Raw genomic sequence first — 17787 nt, 5'->3', positions numbered from 1 at the left:
CGTCTTCTATGGTCTAGATAGCCGCGCTATTCACCTATCTGTTGGGAGCCTTGACAACGGGTGGTACAAACCAGGCGGTGGTGCCGGGCGTGAGGGTGTTTTGTTCCTCGCGTTCAGCGGTTGAAAAGATTTGCGGTGGTCCGGTGCGTAGAACGGTTTCGGCGCCGGGTAGAGCCCATTCGCGCGTGGAGTCCGAACGGAGCAGTAGCTCATTTTCTAAAGGCACGAACACATCTTCGTTTGACGTGTTGAATACACACATTACGCTGCCGCTGGTGAATATGCCGACGCCCGGAGTTTGCCACGGCAGGCCGCTGACCCACGCGAGGTTGGCGTTGCCCAGGTCGTACTTTTTGCGTAGTCGCAGCGCCATCTGGGTGTGGGCAAGGCGGCGTTCTTCGACGGAGTTAATTGGTGGTAGGGGGCGCACAGCTACGCCCTTGTATGTAACGTGTCCGCCAGAAAAGCCGAAGGGCAGGTAGATAGCGCCGGGCAGTGATGCCAGGATGATGCGCATCGAAGAGCGTCTTGTGGTGTTGGTGCCATCTTCCCAGGAGCCAGGGTAGTTGTTGGGCCGGTCGGGTTCCATGATTAAACGCGAGTTGATGGCTTTCCAGACGGGGGGAACGCCAATCTTGTCTCTTTCAAAAAGGGAGTTTTCGATTGCCTCGATTATGGTTTCATCGCAGTAGGGCGCACGTTGAAGACGGTTGTCTATGAAGTTGTGGATCCAGTCTTCTTGCAGATGGTACTGGTACTGATCGTGCAATTCGGTGCGCGCTTCGGCAACGAGGATCTTTTCTTCAGAGAAGTCCGCTAGTTCGAACATGAGGAGGCGAACGAGATCGGAAAACTCTTTATCGCGCTCTTTTGCGTCGGGCAGGTTCGGGTCTTCAGCGATGCGCCCCAGGTCTATGCCGTCCGCTCCGCTCTTGAGCGCTTCGCGGGCCCGCGTGATGGTGGTAGCGGTAGACTCCTCGGCTCCATAGAAGGGCTTGAGGGAGGGGGGTAGGTCGGGAGCATAATCGGCTCCCGAGAGGCGCACGATGACGCGCAGGCCGGCTTGTTTTCCGGCTTCGATGATCTGGTCTAGATAACCCTTGGACGTATAGAAGTCGAGTAGCGCGGGGCGGAAGACTACACCGTCGAAGCCGGTTTCTTCGATGGTGGGCATGAGCGCGGCGAGGGTTTTCGCACCGGCTTTATCGATGATGCCGGGAATCTCAGCAATGACTGGGGCGTGCCACCAGGAGCCGGGTAGAGGTGAGCGCCTGTGAATGAGGTGCGTACGCACATACCGTGAGTTTTGAACGGCTTTCGCGGTTTCTTTCTGAATATGTGAAGGTGGCTGCTCAGTGCTCATGGCTCTATTGTGCCAAAGATGTGCGTTGGTTAGAAAAGGTTGTCTGTGGTTGTCGATATGATTGGCCCGTGAGTGTTACCAGACATGTGTATTCTGACTTTGATCGCGAACGCTTCGTAAGGGAGCGTCCGAAGTCGGCTAATCGAACCGATTTTGAGCGCGATCGTGCGCGCATTTTGCATTCGGCTGCGTTTCGCCGGTTGGGAGAGAAGACCCAGGTTCTTGGCCCGGCTTCGGACGATTCTGTTCGCACCCGGCTCACGCATTCGATGGAAGTAGCACAGGTTGGCCGAGAAATCGGTAAGGAGCTGGGCGCGGATCCGGATATTGTGGACGCCGCATGCCTGGCGCATGATCTAGGACATCCACCATTTGGACACAATGGGGAGAGCGCGCTCGATTCAATTGCTGGTGACGTGGGCGGTTTTGAGGGCAATGCGCAAACGTTCCGCCTAGTGGTTCGTTTGGAACCGAAGGTTGTTGGCAAGGCCGGTGAGCCGCGCGGTGTGAATCTAACGCGTGCTTCATTGGACGCGATCTGTAAGTATCCGTGGGCTCGTTCCGAAGGGCCAGATCCGAAGTATTCGACTCGTAAGTATTCGGTTTACGAGGATGATCGCGAGCCGTTTGACTGGATGCGTTCGGGCGCGCAAGGCCGCTGCTTGGAAGCTCAGATTATGGATCTATCAGATGACATCGCATACTCGGTGCACGACATCGAGGACGCGGTTATGACTGGCAAGCTACCCCTCGAAGAGTTGCGCGATGACGCCGCGTTCTCGAACGTGGTGGAGCGCACGCGCGAGTGGTACGACAAGGATTTGCAGGAAGCACACCTGCAGGCGGCGCGCGAACGCCTATTGGCGATGCCGTATTGGCTCACTTCATTCGATGGAACGTATGGCGACAGCGCGCGCTTGAAGGATATGACGTCACAGCTGATCGGAAAGTTTTGTTCCGAGGCTGTTGATGCCACGCGCGGCGCGGCTGGCCGCCAGTGCGGGGAGGGGCTAGGAAGGTATGACGCGGACCTGGTGGTTCCTGACGAGACGGCAATCGAGATCATGCTGCTGAAGGGAATTGCCGCGCATTACGTGATGGCTCCGCGCGAGATGGAGGGGTCGTATCATCACCAGGGCGGTGTGCTGGTGGACCTCGTGCACATTCTGTATGAAACCTCGGGCCGTCATCTGCAAGAACCGTTTGCCTCACTTTGGCGCCAGACGCCGGATGATAACGCTCGTTTGCGAATTGTGATTGATCAGGTGGCCTCACTCACGGATCTTTCGGCGGCACGCATGCACGCCTCCCTATGTGGCATGTTCGATACGCTTCACCTGTAAGCGCGCCCTAGCGCGAATGATTAGGATATAAGGCATGGCTGGGCTGATTCGGAAAGAGGACATCGCGAAGGTTCGCGAGGCCACCGCAATTGAGGACATCGTTAATGATTACGTGACGCTTCGCCCTGCGGGAACCGGATCAATGAAAGGTCTGTGCCCGTTCCATGATGAGAAGACGCCGTCATTCCACGTCCGCCCCCACCTGGGCCTGTGGCACTGCTTCGGGTGTGGCGAGGGCGGTGACGCTATCGCATTCTTGCAAAAGGTTGACCATTTAAGCTTTACCGAGGCCGTGGAACACCTTGCGCAAAAGACTGGCATCACGCTCCACTACGAGGAAGGGGCGAAGGGGCCGGGCGAGTTCGGCAGGCGCCAACGTCTGATTGATCAGCACAAGATCGCGGAGGAGTTCTATATCCGCTCCCTGTCCTCGCCCGAGGCACAGATTGCCCGCGAATTCTTGGCCCAGCGCGGCTTTGACCAAAACGCTGCCACTAGCTTCAGTATTGGCTACGCACCTAAGGGCTGGAACAATCTCACAAATCTGCTTCGCTCGCGCGGTTTTCAAGATCAAGAGATAGTTAAGGCGGGCCTGGCAAGTAACGGTAATCGTGGAATTTATGATCGTTTTAGAGGTCGTCTGATTTGGCCAATCCGGGATTTAACGGGCGCGACCATCGGATTTGGTGCGCGCAGGCTACATGAGGACGATCAGGGGCCGAAGTATCTGAATACGCCAGAGACTCCCATTTATCACAAGTCTCAGGTGCTGTACGGGCTAGATCTTGCTAAGCGCAACATCGCGAAAAAACGCGAGGTAGTGATCGTGGAGGGGTATACGGATGTAATGGCCGCGCACCTGGCCGGCATTGATACCGCCGTCGCTACCTGTGGCACGGCTTTCGGTGAAGAGCATGTGAAGATCATTCGCCGCCTACTGGGCGACGTGGCTAATCCGGCTGCGGGCGTACAACTCTCATCCGGTCTAAGCCTGGGGGGAGAGGTGATCTTCACCTTCGATGGGGACGAGGCAGGCCGGAAAGCCGCTCTGCGAGCATTTGGCGAGGACCAAAGCTTCGCTACACAAACGTTCGTTGCTGTGGAACGCACCGGAATGGATCCTTGTGATCTACGCATGAACAAGGGCGATGCGGCGTTGATCGAGCTGGTTGAATCGCGCGTGCCGCTATTCGAATTTGTCATTCGCTCAACGCTTGCCACAGTTGACCTCACTACCGCCGAGGGGCGTGTGCACGGGCTTCGTGCAAGCGCTCCGATTGTGGCGGGCATTCGCGATCGCGCGTTGCAACGTGAGTACGCGCGTCAGCTGTCCGGTTGGCTGGGCATGGATGTGCGCGAGGTATTGCACGCCGTGTCTGTTGCTAGCAGGGGCGCCCGCCGCCCTGATTCGAGGCTAGAGCGCGGCCATGGCGCGCAGGTGCAAGACGCCCCAATGCGTATTGGTAATGAGGCTGATCCGATTGTGCGGCTGGAGAGGCAGGCGCTGGAGGCAATCGTGCAGCACCCGGGCTACGTTTCGGGCTCAGGTTTCGACGAACTTGATGGGGATGCTTTTTCAACGCCGGCTTACCGCGCGGTCCATGACGCGATCCGGGCAGGCGGTGGGTTGGCCTCCTATATGGATTATCTACAAATCACCGAGGCCGAGGTTGGGGTTGGTGATGAGGCTGCGCGCAGGGCTGCAGCGCATTGGAATCAAGGCCTGATCGAGTCGGGTAGTGAGGTGGTTGCGAAGGTGATCACGCAGCTCGCGGTGGCGCCGCTACCGCAGGATGATCCAGATCGCCTCCGCGACTACTGCTTTGGTGTGGTTCGCGCGTTGGTACGCAATGGGCTTAATCGTCAGATCGGTTCACTAAAGGCGTCGCTCGGACGCTATTCATTTGACTCTGACGAATATCAGGCGGCGTTCAGTGAGCTACTGCGTCTGGAAGAAAAACGTCGCGCACTCACAGAGGACCTCTAACTGGGTAATTTGAGCTACTACCCACTAGAAGATGCGGTGCGCTATCAGTCATGTGGGGCGTGCGTTTTTGAAGTGTATTCGTTGCCAGGGATATGGCGGGTTGATAGGCCAATGGAGTGCGGACGGAATCTTGAAGGGTTTTGTTCGTGAAGGTTGTTTATTCTGTTGAGTCGCGTCGCTTGGCATTGCGAGGTTAATGCGCAGCGGTTTATTGCATTGGCAAGGCACTTTAGGGGATAATCTGGGAATCAAAAACAAGAGTCTGGGCTAGAATCCAAAAGTCATTGCTGGTTGTAGTTCTCGCAAGAAAATGCATTGGAGAAACATGAGGGATCACTCTGTTCCGTCACGTGGAAAGATTGAGCGTAGCCTATCTAAACTGTTGGCTTTAACCTTGGGAACTGTCTTAACGCTGACCATTACGGGGTCGGTGGCCGTTCCTCGTGCTTATGCAGCAGATGCTTTAGAAGAGCAACAGGTTCAGCAAGTGTTAAACCAGGTCCTGGGAGATTTACAAAAAGTTGGTTTTCGTGATGAAGCCATCAGGGCGAAACTTGCAAAGACCAACTTCACGGGAACCGAGAAACTAAACAAAAAAGTTGAGATTTGGAAGCTCAATAAAGATAAGTATCCCACCCTTAACGATGTCCCGGATGATGTAGTACTCCAGGCGCTACAAGAAGAGTATTTACTCGCTTCCGATATGGAAGGCGCATTCAACCAAATCAAAGATGACTTACCAACAATCCTTCCCCTAATGCTAAAAGCAGATTCTGCCGTGGCAGATGGGAAGAACAAAGACGCAGCCTACTACGTAAACGCGATTAAAAACGATGCTGCCGGTTTTCTGGTTGGTCTTGCCTATCTGCAACGTAACTACGGTTTTAGCATTAAAGAGGGTGTTACGGTTGCACGCCAGATAGTGACTGAGAATAATGCTTTCGGCAAAGAGTATGCTCCTCTAGACGTCGTCAAAGCTATTGGACAGCAGAACGCCAACCAGCGCAAAATGCTGTCTACACCGCAACTGTTTAAAGATGTGTTAGGTGGGAAGATAGCTGACCAGACCGATTTGGGATCGTTCCTCAACGACCAGGTAGCCAAGACCGGTCTCAATCCTGCCGATTGGTTTTGGAAAACTTCTAAAGCTGTAATTTTCGAAAAACAGTCTAAGGCGAACCCAACTGCTCCATATGGGGTATTCGATAAGCTCAAAGGCGAATCGAACGGTCAGGCAGAACTACTTGCCCTGTTGAACGTGTCAGAGAACTCCATGTATGTGGTTTCGACAGTGGAGTCCATCATGTACGGTCTGACAGATACCTATGTGAATAGAACGCTCAAAGACACTGATCCAGATGCTTATATTGCCGAGCTAGAGGAGTTTGAAAACAAGGTTGAATATGCCGCTGACCGTCACGCCGACTATTTAGATTTTTGGTATCGCCTAGCAAAAGAGGATAAACGCGCACAACTGGTAGGTAACCGCCGCGTATGGGATAACCAGCAGATTAAGAACCCAGATGAGCCCTCTGCTCAAAAGCGTTGGTCGCCTAAACAGGGTGAAGGAGTTGCCAGCGGAGTTAAAGAGTTTATGACCCCGTTGGGCTACTATTTCACTTTCACACAGGCAGATGGAGTGGCCGACATTAATAGCGGACAAATCCACTACTGGTTAGCCAATGGTCTAGATGATCGCGGGCTGACCACCTACGCTCACGAACACACCCACCAAATGGCGAATGAAGTTCATTTTGCGGGATATGGTCAGCGTTCCGGCGCGAGTGCCGAACTGATTACGAGGGGCGTGTTCGAGCCGTGGCATCAAAACGATGACACGGATAAAGGGGCGAACTTCGACCTCAACCAGATTTTTGACCGCACTGGGCAAGTAACTTATGGGAATGAAAATCCAGATCGTTTTAAGACGCCTGAGGATTTGAAAACCTATTACGGCAACCAGATGGACTTAATCTACACCCTGGATTATTTAGAAGCTGAGGTAGCTTTGTCTAAAGACGATGCCACCAAAGCAAAGCTATTCAACAAAGCCTCCTTGTCCAACAAGGACGAAAAGTTTGACAATATCACTGTCGATGAGGCGAAGGATCTAAAAACAATCAATGACTTGGTGGATATGAACGCGGTTGCTTATCGACTTATGGTAGACGGGCAAAAGGTAACCGGCACCGCTAAACATAACGGCTACTACGCGATCCCGCTGTTTACCCCGATTTATGGAGCGCCTCATAATCCCAATGGTATGAGCGGAGATATACACACTAAGCGCCTAAGCTGGGAGATGCTTGCGGCATACGGCTACTACGAGGGTATGGTTCCCTACCTGTCTAATCAGCTAAAACCGGGCGACGTTGCGCAGGGTACTCAGTTTAGCGACGACGTGATTATTTCTAAGGTGAGCGGCGGTACTTACCCAACTATGGCTGCTTTCAAAAAGGCCCAGTATGCTGACCGTATTGCTAAGAAGGATAACTTAAAACCAATCACTATTGATTGGGAGGGAAAGACCCAGCAGATCACCACCTACGCTCAGCTTAAAGAGCTGATGGATGCTGCTGTGGAAGACGACCTGAAAAATAATCACCTGCTGCAATGGGGCTGGTACAGCAAAATGCCTACGCAAACAAAGGTGGAACAGTTAAAGAGCGCAGTTTTCTTGGCGTATAAAACGAACACCAATCAGTTTGCTACCAACATTTATAAGAACGCCCCGAAAACTTACACGGTCACATACAGCTTTAACGATTTTGACGCCCTCCCCGAGGACGTGCAAAAACTCCTACCAACCGCGCAAACCGATATTGTTGCTGGTAGCACGGTGACCCTGGTAGAACCAGGGGAGAAGCAAGTGATTACCGATAAGGGGATCTATGACTTCAAGGGCTGGGAACCTAAGACAATCACGAACATAGCTAAAGACGAAACCGTTATTGGCACCTGGACTTTCACGGCCTATGTGACCCCGAAAGCCCCCAGCAGTCTAGATGACGACTTTACTCAGGGCGAAAATGAGTATATCGGCAGTTACACGTTACCTGAGGTAGAGGGCGTTGAATACTTGGTTGACGCAAATGTAGTTACCGGAACCGTCAACGTTAGCCCTAACCAGGCTGATTTGAACGCTCCGGTTAAGGTTACCGTCATCGCCAGGGCAAAGGACGGTTATATCCTTAAACCTTCGGCTACGTCCTCGTGGGACTTTACGTTTACCCGCGTGAGCGACAAAGAACGGTACGACCCGTTCGCTGACCCGATTTCTCTTACAGTGGGAGATATGCTTCCGCTACCTAAAGATGTAGTTAAGTTCCCGGATACTCCCGGTCAGATGCCTATCGATTTGGATAAGGTGAAGTCCGACTGGAAGGCGCCGACACCTAGCACGGATGCAGTCGGCACGTTTGAGGGAACTATCACTGTTACTTATGGTGATGGCAGTAGTGAAGAAATCATCGTGGCTATTAGCGTTAATGCTAAACCCTTGACCAAGGTGGAGATTCCGCAAACCCCTGAGGTGAATGACCCTTGCAATAAATGGGTGGCTAACGGGAAAGCAGAGCCTAATGCAACCTGGATTAAGCCCAACGATACTGAGCAGGTCACTTGGGAAATCAACCAAGCAAAAGAGCTGATAGCTAAAACTAAAGACGGCTATGTTTTCGAAAATAACACTAGTGCCCACAACTTTGGGGTAGCGAAGGACTCGGGCGGTTTTTGCTGGGAGGATTTGACCCCAGCGGAGACTGTTCCTGATAAAGATGTCTATACTCCACAAGCCGATCCGATCACGGTTAAAAAAGGTGAGAAGCTCCCCGAACTGAGTACGGTAATTTCGTTTAAGGGGAAGGCTCCAGCTGATTTAACTAAGGTCACGTTTGAGTGGAAAGGTGATGTGCCCAGTACCGACGAAGCAAGAGAGCTCTCGGCAGTGGTGACCGTTACTTATGAAGACGGCAGCAGTGAAGAAATCACTCTAAAGGTGATAATAAAAGCCGACGAGCAACCGGGCACCGATGCCACCGAACCTGACACAAAGCCAAGTGAAGAAACTCCTGGAACCACTCCTAATCCTGGTACAGGTGAACCTGACACTAAACCTTCGCAGCAGAGCAATTCTTCGTCAAACCCGACTCAGAGTGCTTCGGAAACTGCAGGCAAGACAAGGACATTAGTGAGTACTGGTTCTGTGGGGCCGGCCGCGTTAGTAGCTCTCGTTTTGCTCAGCGCTACTGGCGTGTTGCTGCTTAGTCGCAGGCGTCAAGCTGAGCGCATGCAGTAACGAGGTTTGATCCCATTCACCCTTGCGCACAAACCCCGTCACCGTCGCGATCGAACGGTGGCGGGGTTTGCTAATTCCCAAACCGTTACGCCCAATCGGGGAGGTGTCGGACTTTTGGGGGCGCGGATCGTTGGGTTACCCCACATTTTGTACGGAAATCCAAAAAGCCCGTCTATTCAGACGGGCTTTTGTTTGCTCCCGCGGCTGGATTCGAACCAGCAACCGTTCGATTAACAGTCGAATGCTCTGCCGTTGAGCTACGCGGGATTGCTTAGCGCGAAATACACTCTACATACTTTTTTGCGCCGTGCCAAATCGGGATCAAACCGGTCTGTTTACCGCTCTAATCCAACAGATTCGCGCAGGTTCCGCTCCAACTCGAACGCGAGTTTTTCTCCTTCGTTATCTAGATCACCACCGGCGGTTAGCGTGGAAAAAAGATTGCCGTCGCTAGAGCGCCGAATGGATGCGCGGATCCACGTTCCATCTGCAGTTTTGCGCGAGGCGGTGGAAATATAGGTGTATTCGATGAACTCTTCGAGCTGCGACATGAATCGGCGAACATCGCCATCCAGCGTAACGCCGTGCCATGGCTCGCGGGTGGGATCTACCCAGCGGATGATGAGCATCTGGCTACCCGCTTCCCACACGGCGTGCTGTACCTCGTGCCAGTGCGCAACAAATGCTACGTCGTCGTCCCGAATTATCACGGGGCCAAGTTGTGCGAGCAGTAGCCAAACTCCTCCCTCAAGCTCAATGGCAGGACGTTTGGTGTCCGCTTTCGTTAAGAAGCTCGCTTGTAGTGAGCTCGCAATGGCTTTTGGAAGCTTAAATCTCGTAGCTGAAGTCATAGCTTTCACTGTACGATAACCCCGCTGTCCTCACATCAGCGCCGGCGAAGCGCCGCGCGGTCAATGCGTAGATTGGTTTGATTCACATTCGCCAAGCTGGCATGATTTACCCAGGCCCTGATAGCTCAGTCGGTTAGAGCAGCGGACTCATAATCCGTCGGTCCCGGGTTCGAGCCCCGGTCGGGGCACTTTTTGTGGCCGCGCCCAGCGCTTATTTTGCCGCTCCACTGTTGTTGTAGAACGGGGCAAACTGCGTGGGCTCCGTGGGCGCCTCTTTTGGAACATCAGATTTTGTGACGCCCGGCGTTGCAGGCACATTCCCTATGCTCACCCACGACGTCAGCTGGGCGGTAAGTGCTTCGAACGCAAGCGGATTCTGCTCGTCATCCTCGCCGGGCAGGGCGAGGTAGGGGTGATCAAGCAAGAATGCCAGATTAGTGGCAAACAGTTTGTTCTCCGTGCCGCTAAGTCCCGTCTGATCCTCGTCGCTAGCAGGAGCCAAACATGACAGAGCGCGCTGGTCCGGAGCGCCGGCGCTGATGGTACGCTGCGAAAAAGCAACGAGGTCATCTACTTGCGCGCGGGCAGCTACCTCGATTGCAGAAGGCCCGTCCGCGTCATCGCCGGCCCCGTAATAGGCGATCCATTGCGCAGCGCAGTCCCATTGCGCGGCCACTTCACCAAGATTCTTGAGGTCGGAGCGCCCTGCTACCTCCATACGAGGTTCACCCGTGGGGGTGACAAAAGTCGGGAGGGTGGGCTGGACTTCGAGCAGGTCCGACAATTTGAGGCCATCGGCCAGCCTTCCGGCTGCCACGGAGGCCGCGGCTAGTTGATCCTGTTTTGAGTCCAATTCGGTGGCGGCCGCAAGATCGGCGGTGGCGGTACCAATGATGAAGTCGGTGAGCTCGGCCCACGTGCTACCTGCCTGTGGCACCGGATCAGGCAGGGGAGCGCCATCTGGCACGTTTTCTCCCCATGGCTCCCATAGTCCGCCGAGTAGTTCGCTGCGCTGCTTCGATTTTTCACCCAGGTCGGCGGCGAAATCCATGCATGGCTGGCAGTCCTCACCTGGTTGCGTGAGGCTATCCAGTACTGCGGTTTCGTTGCGAACAAGTTGTTGGAACACCTCTTGGGACTCAGGGATGTTTGGTAGCTGCGGTCCGTCTTGTTCGACGTAAATGCCAGTGCAACCGGTCAGGGTCGCAGCGGCGATCCCGGCGACGAAGATTGGGACTACAATTCGTTTTGGAACGATAGCTTGAATTTTTGTGGTGATCTTCGTGTCAGCCGTGGATTCGTGCGTTATTGAAGGCATGTGTGCATAATAGTCTGATTGAGGGCTCAGGCTCGAACCAGTCCCGCTCTTTAAGGAGAATGATGTCAAAAGCCATCGAGGCTCGGATTGAGGCGCTCGTAGCTCCGATTGTGAGCCGTGCAGATCTGTTCTTGGAATCGGTAACTGTAACTAGGGGTAAGGAGCCCCTGGTGCGAGTGACGGTTGATTTGAAGGAGGGCGCGGGGTCCGTGGATGCCGACGATGTGCTACAGGTCTCGCGTGAAATCTCGGCGGCTATGGACGAAGCAGATCCGATCGAGAGTGCCTACACGCTTGAAGTCTCAACGCCGGGCGCTGAGCGCAAGCTTGAAACTCCGCGGCATTTCTCGCGCTGTATCGGACACTTGGTGGAAATCAAAAGCCAGAATGGTGAACGGCTAAAGGGTAGAGTGGTCAGCTCTGACAATCAGAGTGTGACCCTTAGCATTGCGGGCAAAAAAGGTAAATCTGAACGCGAAGTGACCGTAGCTCTTGATAAGATCACGAAGGCGCATTCGCGCGTTGACTTCGGTTCGTTAGGTAAGTAGGAGGCTCCTCGTGGAAATCGATATGCGTACACTCCGGGAAGTGGGTGCCTCGCTTGAAATTGATGGTGACACACTCGTTGCCGCAATTGAGGAAGCCTTGCTGAAGGTCTACCACAAGATGCCTGGGGCTATGGATCAGGCTCGCATTGAGATTGATCAGCGCACCGGCAAGGTTGCCGTGATGGCAACCGAGTTTGATGAAGAAGACAACCCGATTGGCGAGTTTGATGACACTCCCAAAGAGTTTGGGCGCATCGCTACTGCTACCGCGCGTTCGGTGATTGCGCAGAGGCTTCGCGAGGCCGAGGATTCGAAGGTACTAGGCGACTTCCGTAGCCGTACCGGTTCGGTTGTGGTTGGCACCGTGGAGGCGCAGCGCAATCCGGCTTTCGTGATGCTACGCGTGGGCGAGTTCGAAGCTCGCCTTCCTCAATCCGAGCAGGTCCCGGGCGAGACTTACAACCATGGTGACGTGCTACGTGCATACGTGGTGGATGTTTCTCGCGGAGAGAAGGGCGCTGCGATCACTGTTTCACGCACCCACCCCGGTCTGGTTGAAGGCTTGTTTGAGCGCGAGGTTCCAGAGATTCAGCAAGGCCTTGTGCAGATCAAATCCGTCGCGCGTGAGGCCGGCCACCGCACCAAGATTGCGGTTGCGGCCACACGTGAGGGCGTGAACGCTAAGGGCGCTTGCATTGGTCCCATGGGCAGGCGCGTGCGCGCGGTGATGACGGAGTTGCAGGGCGAGAAGATCGATATTGTTGATTACTCTTCGGATCCGGCTCGATTCGTTGCTAACTCACTGTCTCCTGCGCGAGTATCTTCGGTCACAATTACTGATCTTGAAGGTAAGAATGCGGAAGTGGTTGTCCCTGACTTCCAGTTCTCCCTTGCTATTGGCCGGGAAGGCCAAAACGCGCGTCTTGCCGCGCGTCTGTGCGGCTTCCATATCGATATTCATTCTGATACGGAGGCCGGCCTGGGGGTCATGACGGGCGATATTTCGCGTCCTGACGTGAGGCAGGGCTCAGAAAATATCGAACCAACGGACTAAAAATAACGATAGGCTTAAAAGGAAGCATGCTTATGCGTAGCCGTTATGCCGATGCACCACGGCGAACATGCATAGGGTGCCGGGAAGTAGCAACCTCTGATGAGTTGCTTCGCTGCGTTTACAGCGAGGCCTTTGAAAGTGTTGTTAGTGATCCGCGCCGGAGCATGCCCGGGCGAGGAGCCTGGATTCATCCTCGGCAATCCTGTCTAGATCGGGCAGTGAAAAAGAAGGCGTTTAATCGCGCTCTTCGTTTGCCTGGGGGCAGAAGCCGTGTTTCCTTCTCGATAGATTTTTCCGCTCGAGAAGAAAACCAACCAGCGCGCAGGGAGCGCGTTGCGGACGAGTAAATGGAAGCGGGTTGGAAGCTGATGGGCACCCGATGAGTACCCAGCGATGAGCTGCCAGCAGAACTAGATGTCCGTCCTGTTCGGGGCGGACCCGAACAGGAGAGTTGTGGCAAAATTGCGTGTACACGAGCTCGCGAAAGAGCTCGGAATCACGAGTAAAGAACTTCTTGCGCACTTGAAGGAAAATGGTGAGTTTGTAAAGTCGGCCTCGTCGACTATTGAACCTCCCGTTGTTAGAAGAGTTCGCAAGACCCTTGGCGCTAAGCTCGAATCTGAGCAAAGCAAGGAGCCAGCTAAGGCCGATAAACCGGCGAAGTCGGCAAAATCGACAAAGTCGGCCCCTAAGGCGGATGCCAAGGAAGTAAAGGCCAAGAAGGCTTCAGCAAAGCCCAAGGCTAGGACCTCAAAGACCGAGAAAACGCAGGCGCCGAGTCCAGCAGATGTCATTCCCGGTCCAGCAAAGACCGCTAAGCCGAATGCGAAGAAGGCTACGCCTGAGCCTGCAGAGTCTGAAGCTGAGAAGAAGACTGAAGAGGCGAAGCCTAAGAACGAGGCAATGGCGCGCCCCGGTAATAACCCATTCTCTTCGCAGCAGGGCATGCCTAGGCCGGGACCGCGCCCGGGCAACAACCCATTCGCAACCCAGCAGGGAATGCCGCGTCCAGGACCGCGCCCGGGCAACAACCCATTCTCTTCGCAGCAGGGCATGCCTCGGCCGGGTGGTGGCCGCGGCGCTGACCGCAACGATAAGCCGCATCGCGGTCAGCGAGGCGGACGCAACGCAGCCGCGGCGGCTCCTGCACGCGGCGGTAAGAAGCGCGGGCCTCGTCCGTCGCCCATGATGATGCCGGGTCATTCCACATTTGGACAGTCGGGCGGAAACAATGCACCTGAGCGCGGCAACCGTCAGAGCAGGCGTTCTAACCGTTCCGGCTCACGCCAGTCGCAGGCTCCTAGCTTCGGCCAGCAGCCGCCAATGTCCGCGCCTCCACGCGGTGGTCGTGGTGGCCGTGGGGCAACGCAGGGCGCGTTTGGTCGAGGAACTGGTAAGCGGGGACGCAAGTCGAAGCGCGCCAAGAGGCAAGAGTTCGAACAGCAGAACGCGCCCGTCATTGGTGGCGTGCAGATTCAGCGCGGCAACGGTCAGACTATTCGCATACGTCAGGGTGCTTCGCTCGCCGACCTAGCGGAGAAGATCGATGCTAATCCCGCATCGCTCGTAACCGTTTTGTTCCACCTTGGCGAGATGGCAACCGCAACGCAGTCGCTCGATGAAGACACCTTCACGCTTTTGGGTGAAGAAATTGGTTACAAGGTTGAAGTTGTGTCCCCAGAGGATGAGGACCGCGAGCTCCTTGAGTCATTCGACATCGATCTGGAAGCTGAAGAGCTTGACGATGTGGAGCACCTCGCCCCGCGTCCGCCGGTTGTAACCGTCATGGGTCACGTTGACCACGGTAAGACAAAGCTTCTTGACGCCATCCGGCACACGGATGTTGTGGACCGCGAACACGGTGGCATCACCCAGCACATTGGTGCGTACCAGGTGCACGTGAAGCATGACGACACCGATCGTTTGATCACGTTCATTGATACGCCCGGTCACGAAGCCTTCACAGCAATGCGTGCTCGTGGCGCTCAGGTAACGGATATTGCGATCCTGGTTGTCGCGGCCGATGACGGTGTTATGCCGCAGACCATTGAGGCGATCAACCACGCGCAGGCCGCTGATGTGCCGATCGTTGTGGCGGTAAATAAGGTTGATAAGGATACTGCGAACCCGGATAAGATCCGCCAGCAGCTCACTGAATATAACCTCGTTGCTGAAGAGTATGGCGGCGACGTCATGTTCGTGGATGTGTCCGCAAAACAGCGCAAGGGTATTGGAGACCTGCTTGAAGCGGTTCTACTTACCGCCGATGCGGCCCTCGATCTGGAAGCGAATCCCGACACGGACGCCCGCGGCGTTTCGATTGAAGCGAATCTGGACCGTGGTCGAGGAGCGGTTGCAACGATGCTGGTTGAGCGTGGAACGCTACGCATTGGTGACGCCGTTGTTGCAGGCTCGTCCTACGGGCGCGTGCGCGCGATGTTTGACGAGTGGGGCAATGAGGTTGAAGAGGCAGGCCCGGCACGCCCGGTTCAGGTTCTTGGCCTAACGTCCGTGCCGCGCGCTGGTGACTCGTTCCTAGTTGCGCCAGATGACCGCACGGCCCGCCAAATTGCGGATAAACGTGAGTCTGCAGAGCGTCAGGCTCAGCTGGCTCGCAGGCGCAAGCGCGTTACGCTTGAGGACTTCGATAAGGTCCTCAAGGAAGGCAAGGTTGACACGCTTAACCTTGTCATCAAGGGTGACGTTTCGGGTGCGGTTGAAGCACTTGAAGATTCGCTACTCAAGATTGATGTGGGTGAAGAAGTTCAGCTACGCATCATCCATCGCGGTGTTGGTGCGATTACGCAGAACGACGTTAACCTCGCAACGGTTGATGACGCTGTCATTATTGGCTTCAACGTTCGTCCGAATGAGCAGGTTGCAAGCCTGGCCGATGAAGAGGGCGTGGAGATCAAGTACTACACGGTCATCTACCAGGCGCTTGAAGAGATCGAGGCCGCGCTCAAGGGCATGCTGAAGCCGATTTACGAAGAGGTTCAGCTTGGTACTGCCGAGATCTTGCAGGTGTTCAAGTCCGGTAAGTTCGGCAATATTGCCGGCTCGATCGTTCGGAAGGGAATTATCAAGCGCAACACGAGTGCCCGGCTTGTCCGTGACGGTGTTGTGGTTGCAGAAGACCTCAAGATCGAATCGCTTCGCCGCGAGAAGGATGACGTCACCGAGGTTCGTGACGGTTACGAGTGTGGTATCACGCTTGGCCACAAGGACATTCAGGTTGGCGACACCATCGAAACCTGGGAGATGCGCGAGAAGCCACGCGACTAGCGCTATTTCCAAGTAGTGCCGGCTCCCGCCCAAAAAGGTGGGAGCCGGTTTATTTTGCTAAATTTGAGGCCGGTTCTATTTTTGAGGAGGCCGCAGTGGCTGATATTAATCGCCAGCGTAAGGTGGAGGATCGGATTCAGCAGACGGTAGCTCGTTTGCTTGAACGTCGGATTAAGGATCCGCGTCTGGGTTTTGTGACGGTAACCGATGTTCGAGTGACGGGCGATTTGCAGCACGCCACGATTTTTTACACGGTGCTGGGCTCGGCGGACGAGGCTACCAAGAGCGCAAAGGCACTGGAGTCCGCTAAGGGGCTGATCCGTTCGGAGGTTGGCAAGGCCCTCGGTATTCGCCTCACGCCGACCATCGATTTCCAGGCTGATAGTTTGCCGCAGGCCGCAGCCGATATTGAAGAAGCCCTGCTAAGGGCGCGTAAGGCTGATGAAGAGCTCGCCCAAACCGCTAGGAACGCCAAGTATGCTGGCGAGGAGGATCCGTACAAGAGCGCTGAAGAAGAGTGAAGCAACGGCTGGATATGCCCCGCGCGCAGGTAAGCGCGGCTGATGGGCTCCTAATCGTGGACAAGCCCCAGGGTGTAACAAGTCACGACGTGGTTGGCGCGGTGCGCCGTTTGGCAGCAACCCGCAAGGTTGGACACGCGGGCACTCTTGATCCGATGGCCACGGGTGTTCTCGTACTTGGAATTGGGAAGGCAACCCGGTTGCTGACGTTCATTACCGGGGCAGACAAGGAGTATCACGCGCGGGTTCTACTCGGGGCCGCAACTGATTCGGATGATGCTGACGGGCAGGTTATTTCTACGCCGGGTGCGCGCGATTTGAGTGCCGAGCGAGTTGATGAGGCGCTTGCCTCCATGCGCGGTGAGGTCATGCAGGTACCGGCTAAGGTATCCTCGATCAAAGTTGGTGGAAAGCGTGCTCACGCCCTGCATCGCGAGGGCAAAGATGTGAATCTCGAGGCGCGCCCGGTCATGATTTCGCGTTTGGAACGCACCTCGGATTTGATGCCAACCCGGCTTAGTGACGGCACACCCGCTTTGGAGTTCGATCTGGCAGTGGAATGTTCAAGCGGTACTTACGTGAGGGCAATTGCTCGGGACCTCGGGGAAATGCTTGGCACCGGAGCGCATCTAACTGCGCTTAGACGCACCAGGGTGGGGAAGTGGACGCTAGATGAGGCCGTAACGTTAGATCGGCTCGCCAGCTTCGTTTCCAACCAGTGCGAACAGGATCCGCAACCGATTGACGTGCTTTCTTTGACAAAAGCAACAAGCCAGCAGTTTGGGAGCATCGAACTTACCGAATCCGAGGCTGAGGTGATGCGCCACGGTAACGCGACAAAGGTAGAGGTGCGCACTCCCGACGGGCAGATAACTGCTTGCACGTGGAAGGGAGAAGTCCGGGCGCTTTTGAAAAGAAGTGGAAAGAAGTATAAACCTGTGCTTGTATTTTCCACGGACCCACTGTGAAAACTGATGGAGGTAAACCCATGGATAATCCGATGAACGAGTTGGGGCTACGCGACATCTCTGCCGCGGGCCAAGAGAAGAAAACCTGCGGCTGCGGTGGGAAGGGCCACGGCGGCGGTGGTTGCGGATGCGGTGGTAAAGGTCGCGGTCATGGCCATGGACACGGTGGTGGACACGGCCATGGTGGTGGCGGTTGCGGATGCGGGCGTCGCAAGCAACCAGAACAGGCAAAGTAGTCTAGTTTTCCTACCA

At 55.1% G+C, this 17787-nt stretch carries 13 protein-coding genes and 2 tRNA genes; 11 read left to right on the top strand and 4 right to left on the bottom strand.

Annotated features, from left to right (window positions below):
- Positions 1–34: 34 nt before the first annotated feature.
- The gene (locus BQ7114_RS03200; RefSeq protein WP_072341855.1) at positions 35–1363 is read right to left on the bottom strand and encodes a hypothetical protein; all 1329 of its coding nucleotides are present in this window, start codon (positions 1361–1363) and stop codon (positions 35–37) included.
- A gap of 68 nt (positions 1364–1431) precedes the next feature.
- Between BQ7114_RS03200 and BQ7114_RS03195 the strand changes: the two genes are divergently transcribed.
- The 3 genes from BQ7114_RS03195 to BQ7114_RS03185 all read left to right on the top strand — a co-directional run bounded on the left by BQ7114_RS03195 (position 1432) and on the right by BQ7114_RS03185 (position 8990).
- Positions 1432–2706 carry a deoxyguanosinetriphosphate triphosphohydrolase gene (locus tag BQ7114_RS03195; RefSeq protein WP_072341853.1) on the top strand — a complete coding sequence of 425 codons (1275 nt, stop codon included), beginning with the start codon at positions 1432–1434 and terminating at the stop codon, positions 2704–2706.
- Positions 2707–2740: 34 nt separating this feature from the next.
- The gene (dnaG, locus tag BQ7114_RS03190) at positions 2741–4693 is read left to right on the top strand and encodes a DNA primase (RefSeq protein WP_072341851.1); all 1953 of its coding nucleotides are present in this window, start codon (positions 2741–2743) and stop codon (positions 4691–4693) included.
- A gap of 382 nt (positions 4694–5075) precedes the next feature.
- On the top strand, positions 5076–8990 hold the full coding sequence (locus BQ7114_RS03185; protein WP_230205951.1) for a ZmpA/ZmpB/ZmpC family metallo-endopeptidase: 3915 nt from the start codon (positions 5076–5078) through the stop codon (positions 8988–8990).
- A gap of 195 nt (positions 8991–9185) precedes the next feature.
- On the opposite strand, the gene BQ7114_RS03180 is transcribed toward BQ7114_RS03185, so the two are convergent.
- Both BQ7114_RS03180 and BQ7114_RS03175 read right to left on the bottom strand, forming a co-directional pair.
- Positions 9186–9257 (bottom strand) — tRNA-Asn (locus BQ7114_RS03180).
- Between the two features lie 68 nt (positions 9258–9325).
- Complete coding sequence (locus BQ7114_RS03175) at positions 9326–9841, bottom strand: hypothetical protein (protein ID WP_072341847.1); 516 nt, start codon at positions 9839–9841, stop codon at positions 9326–9328.
- A 114-nt stretch (positions 9842–9955) separates the two neighbouring features.
- On the opposite strand from BQ7114_RS03175, the gene BQ7114_RS03170 reads away from it, so the two are divergent.
- Positions 9956–10029: transfer RNA gene (locus tag BQ7114_RS03170), tRNA-Ile, on the top strand.
- A 23-nt stretch (positions 10030–10052) separates the two neighbouring features.
- Here the strand turns inward: BQ7114_RS03170 and BQ7114_RS03165 are convergent.
- Positions 10053–11159: a hypothetical protein gene (locus BQ7114_RS03165; protein WP_072341845.1), complete on the bottom strand. Its 1107-nt coding sequence runs from the start codon at positions 11157–11159 to the stop codon at positions 10053–10055.
- Between the two features lie 62 nt (positions 11160–11221).
- Between BQ7114_RS03165 and BQ7114_RS03160 the strand changes: the two genes are divergently transcribed.
- From BQ7114_RS03160 to BQ7114_RS08800, 7 genes are all read left to right on the top strand, one after another.
- Positions 11222–11707 carry a ribosome maturation factor RimP gene (locus BQ7114_RS03160; RefSeq protein ID WP_083431717.1) on the top strand — a complete coding sequence of 162 codons (486 nt, stop codon included), beginning with the start codon at positions 11222–11224 and terminating at the stop codon, positions 11705–11707.
- 10 nt (positions 11708–11717) lie between these two features.
- The gene (gene nusA, locus BQ7114_RS03155) at positions 11718–12761 is read left to right on the top strand and encodes a transcription termination factor NusA (protein ID WP_072341841.1); all 1044 of its coding nucleotides are present in this window, start codon (positions 11718–11720) and stop codon (positions 12759–12761) included.
- A gap of 26 nt (positions 12762–12787) precedes the next feature.
- Positions 12788–13108, top strand: coding sequence for a YlxR family protein (locus BQ7114_RS09125; protein ID WP_083431716.1), 321 nt, complete (start codon positions 12788–12790; stop codon positions 13106–13108).
- A gap of 106 nt (positions 13109–13214) precedes the next feature.
- Positions 13215–16046: a translation initiation factor IF-2 gene (gene infB, locus BQ7114_RS03140; protein WP_195906702.1), complete on the top strand. Its 2832-nt coding sequence runs from the start codon at positions 13215–13217 to the stop codon at positions 16044–16046.
- Between the two features lie 95 nt (positions 16047–16141).
- Positions 16142–16567 carry a 30S ribosome-binding factor RbfA gene (gene rbfA, locus BQ7114_RS03135; RefSeq protein ID WP_072341832.1) on the top strand — a complete coding sequence of 142 codons (426 nt, stop codon included), beginning with the start codon at positions 16142–16144 and terminating at the stop codon, positions 16565–16567.
- A complete protein-coding gene (truB, locus tag BQ7114_RS03130) occupies positions 16564–17535 on the top strand; it encodes a tRNA pseudouridine(55) synthase TruB (RefSeq protein WP_083431715.1) in 972 nt (323 codons plus the stop codon). Before rbfA ends, truB begins: the two co-directional genes overlap by 4 nt.
- 20 nt (positions 17536–17555) lie before the next feature.
- Entirely contained in the window at positions 17556–17771 is a 216-nt protein-coding gene (locus tag BQ7114_RS08800) for a hypothetical protein (RefSeq protein WP_083309293.1), read from the top strand.
- Positions 17772–17787 lie beyond the last annotated feature (16 nt).

The organism is Actinomyces urinae, from assembly GCF_900119695.1.
Taxonomy (GTDB): domain Bacteria; phylum Actinomycetota; class Actinomycetes; order Actinomycetales; family Actinomycetaceae; genus Gleimia; species Gleimia urinae.
Note: the sequence above shows the minus strand (reverse complement) of the source record. Positions and strands in the feature narration are given on the sequence as shown.

What these genes read in the sequence shown, in the direction of transcription:
- BQ7114_RS03200 (WP_072341855.1), bottom strand. Translation starts at nt 1,363, where the DNA reads ATGAGCACTGAGCAGCCACCTTCACATATTCAGAAAGAAACCGCGAAA.
- BQ7114_RS03160 (WP_083431717.1), top strand. Translation starts at nt 11,222, where the DNA reads ATGTCAAAAGCCATCGAGGCTCGGATTGAGGCGCTCGTAGCTCCGATT.
- BQ7114_RS03165 (WP_072341845.1), bottom strand. Translation starts at nt 11,159, where the DNA reads ATGCCTTCAATAACGCACGAATCCACGGCTGACACGAAGATCACCACA.
- dnaG (WP_072341851.1), top strand. Translation starts at nt 2,741, where the DNA reads ATGGCTGGGCTGATTCGGAAAGAGGACATCGCGAAGGTTCGCGAGGCC.
- BQ7114_RS08800 (WP_083309293.1), top strand. Translation starts at nt 17,556, where the DNA reads ATGGATAATCCGATGAACGAGTTGGGGCTACGCGACATCTCTGCCGCG.
- BQ7114_RS03175 (WP_072341847.1), bottom strand. Translation starts at nt 9,841, where the DNA reads ATGACTTCAGCTACGAGATTTAAGCTTCCAAAAGCCATTGCGAGCTCA.
- BQ7114_RS09125 (WP_083431716.1), top strand. Translation starts at nt 12,788, where the DNA reads ATGCTTATGCGTAGCCGTTATGCCGATGCACCACGGCGAACATGCATA.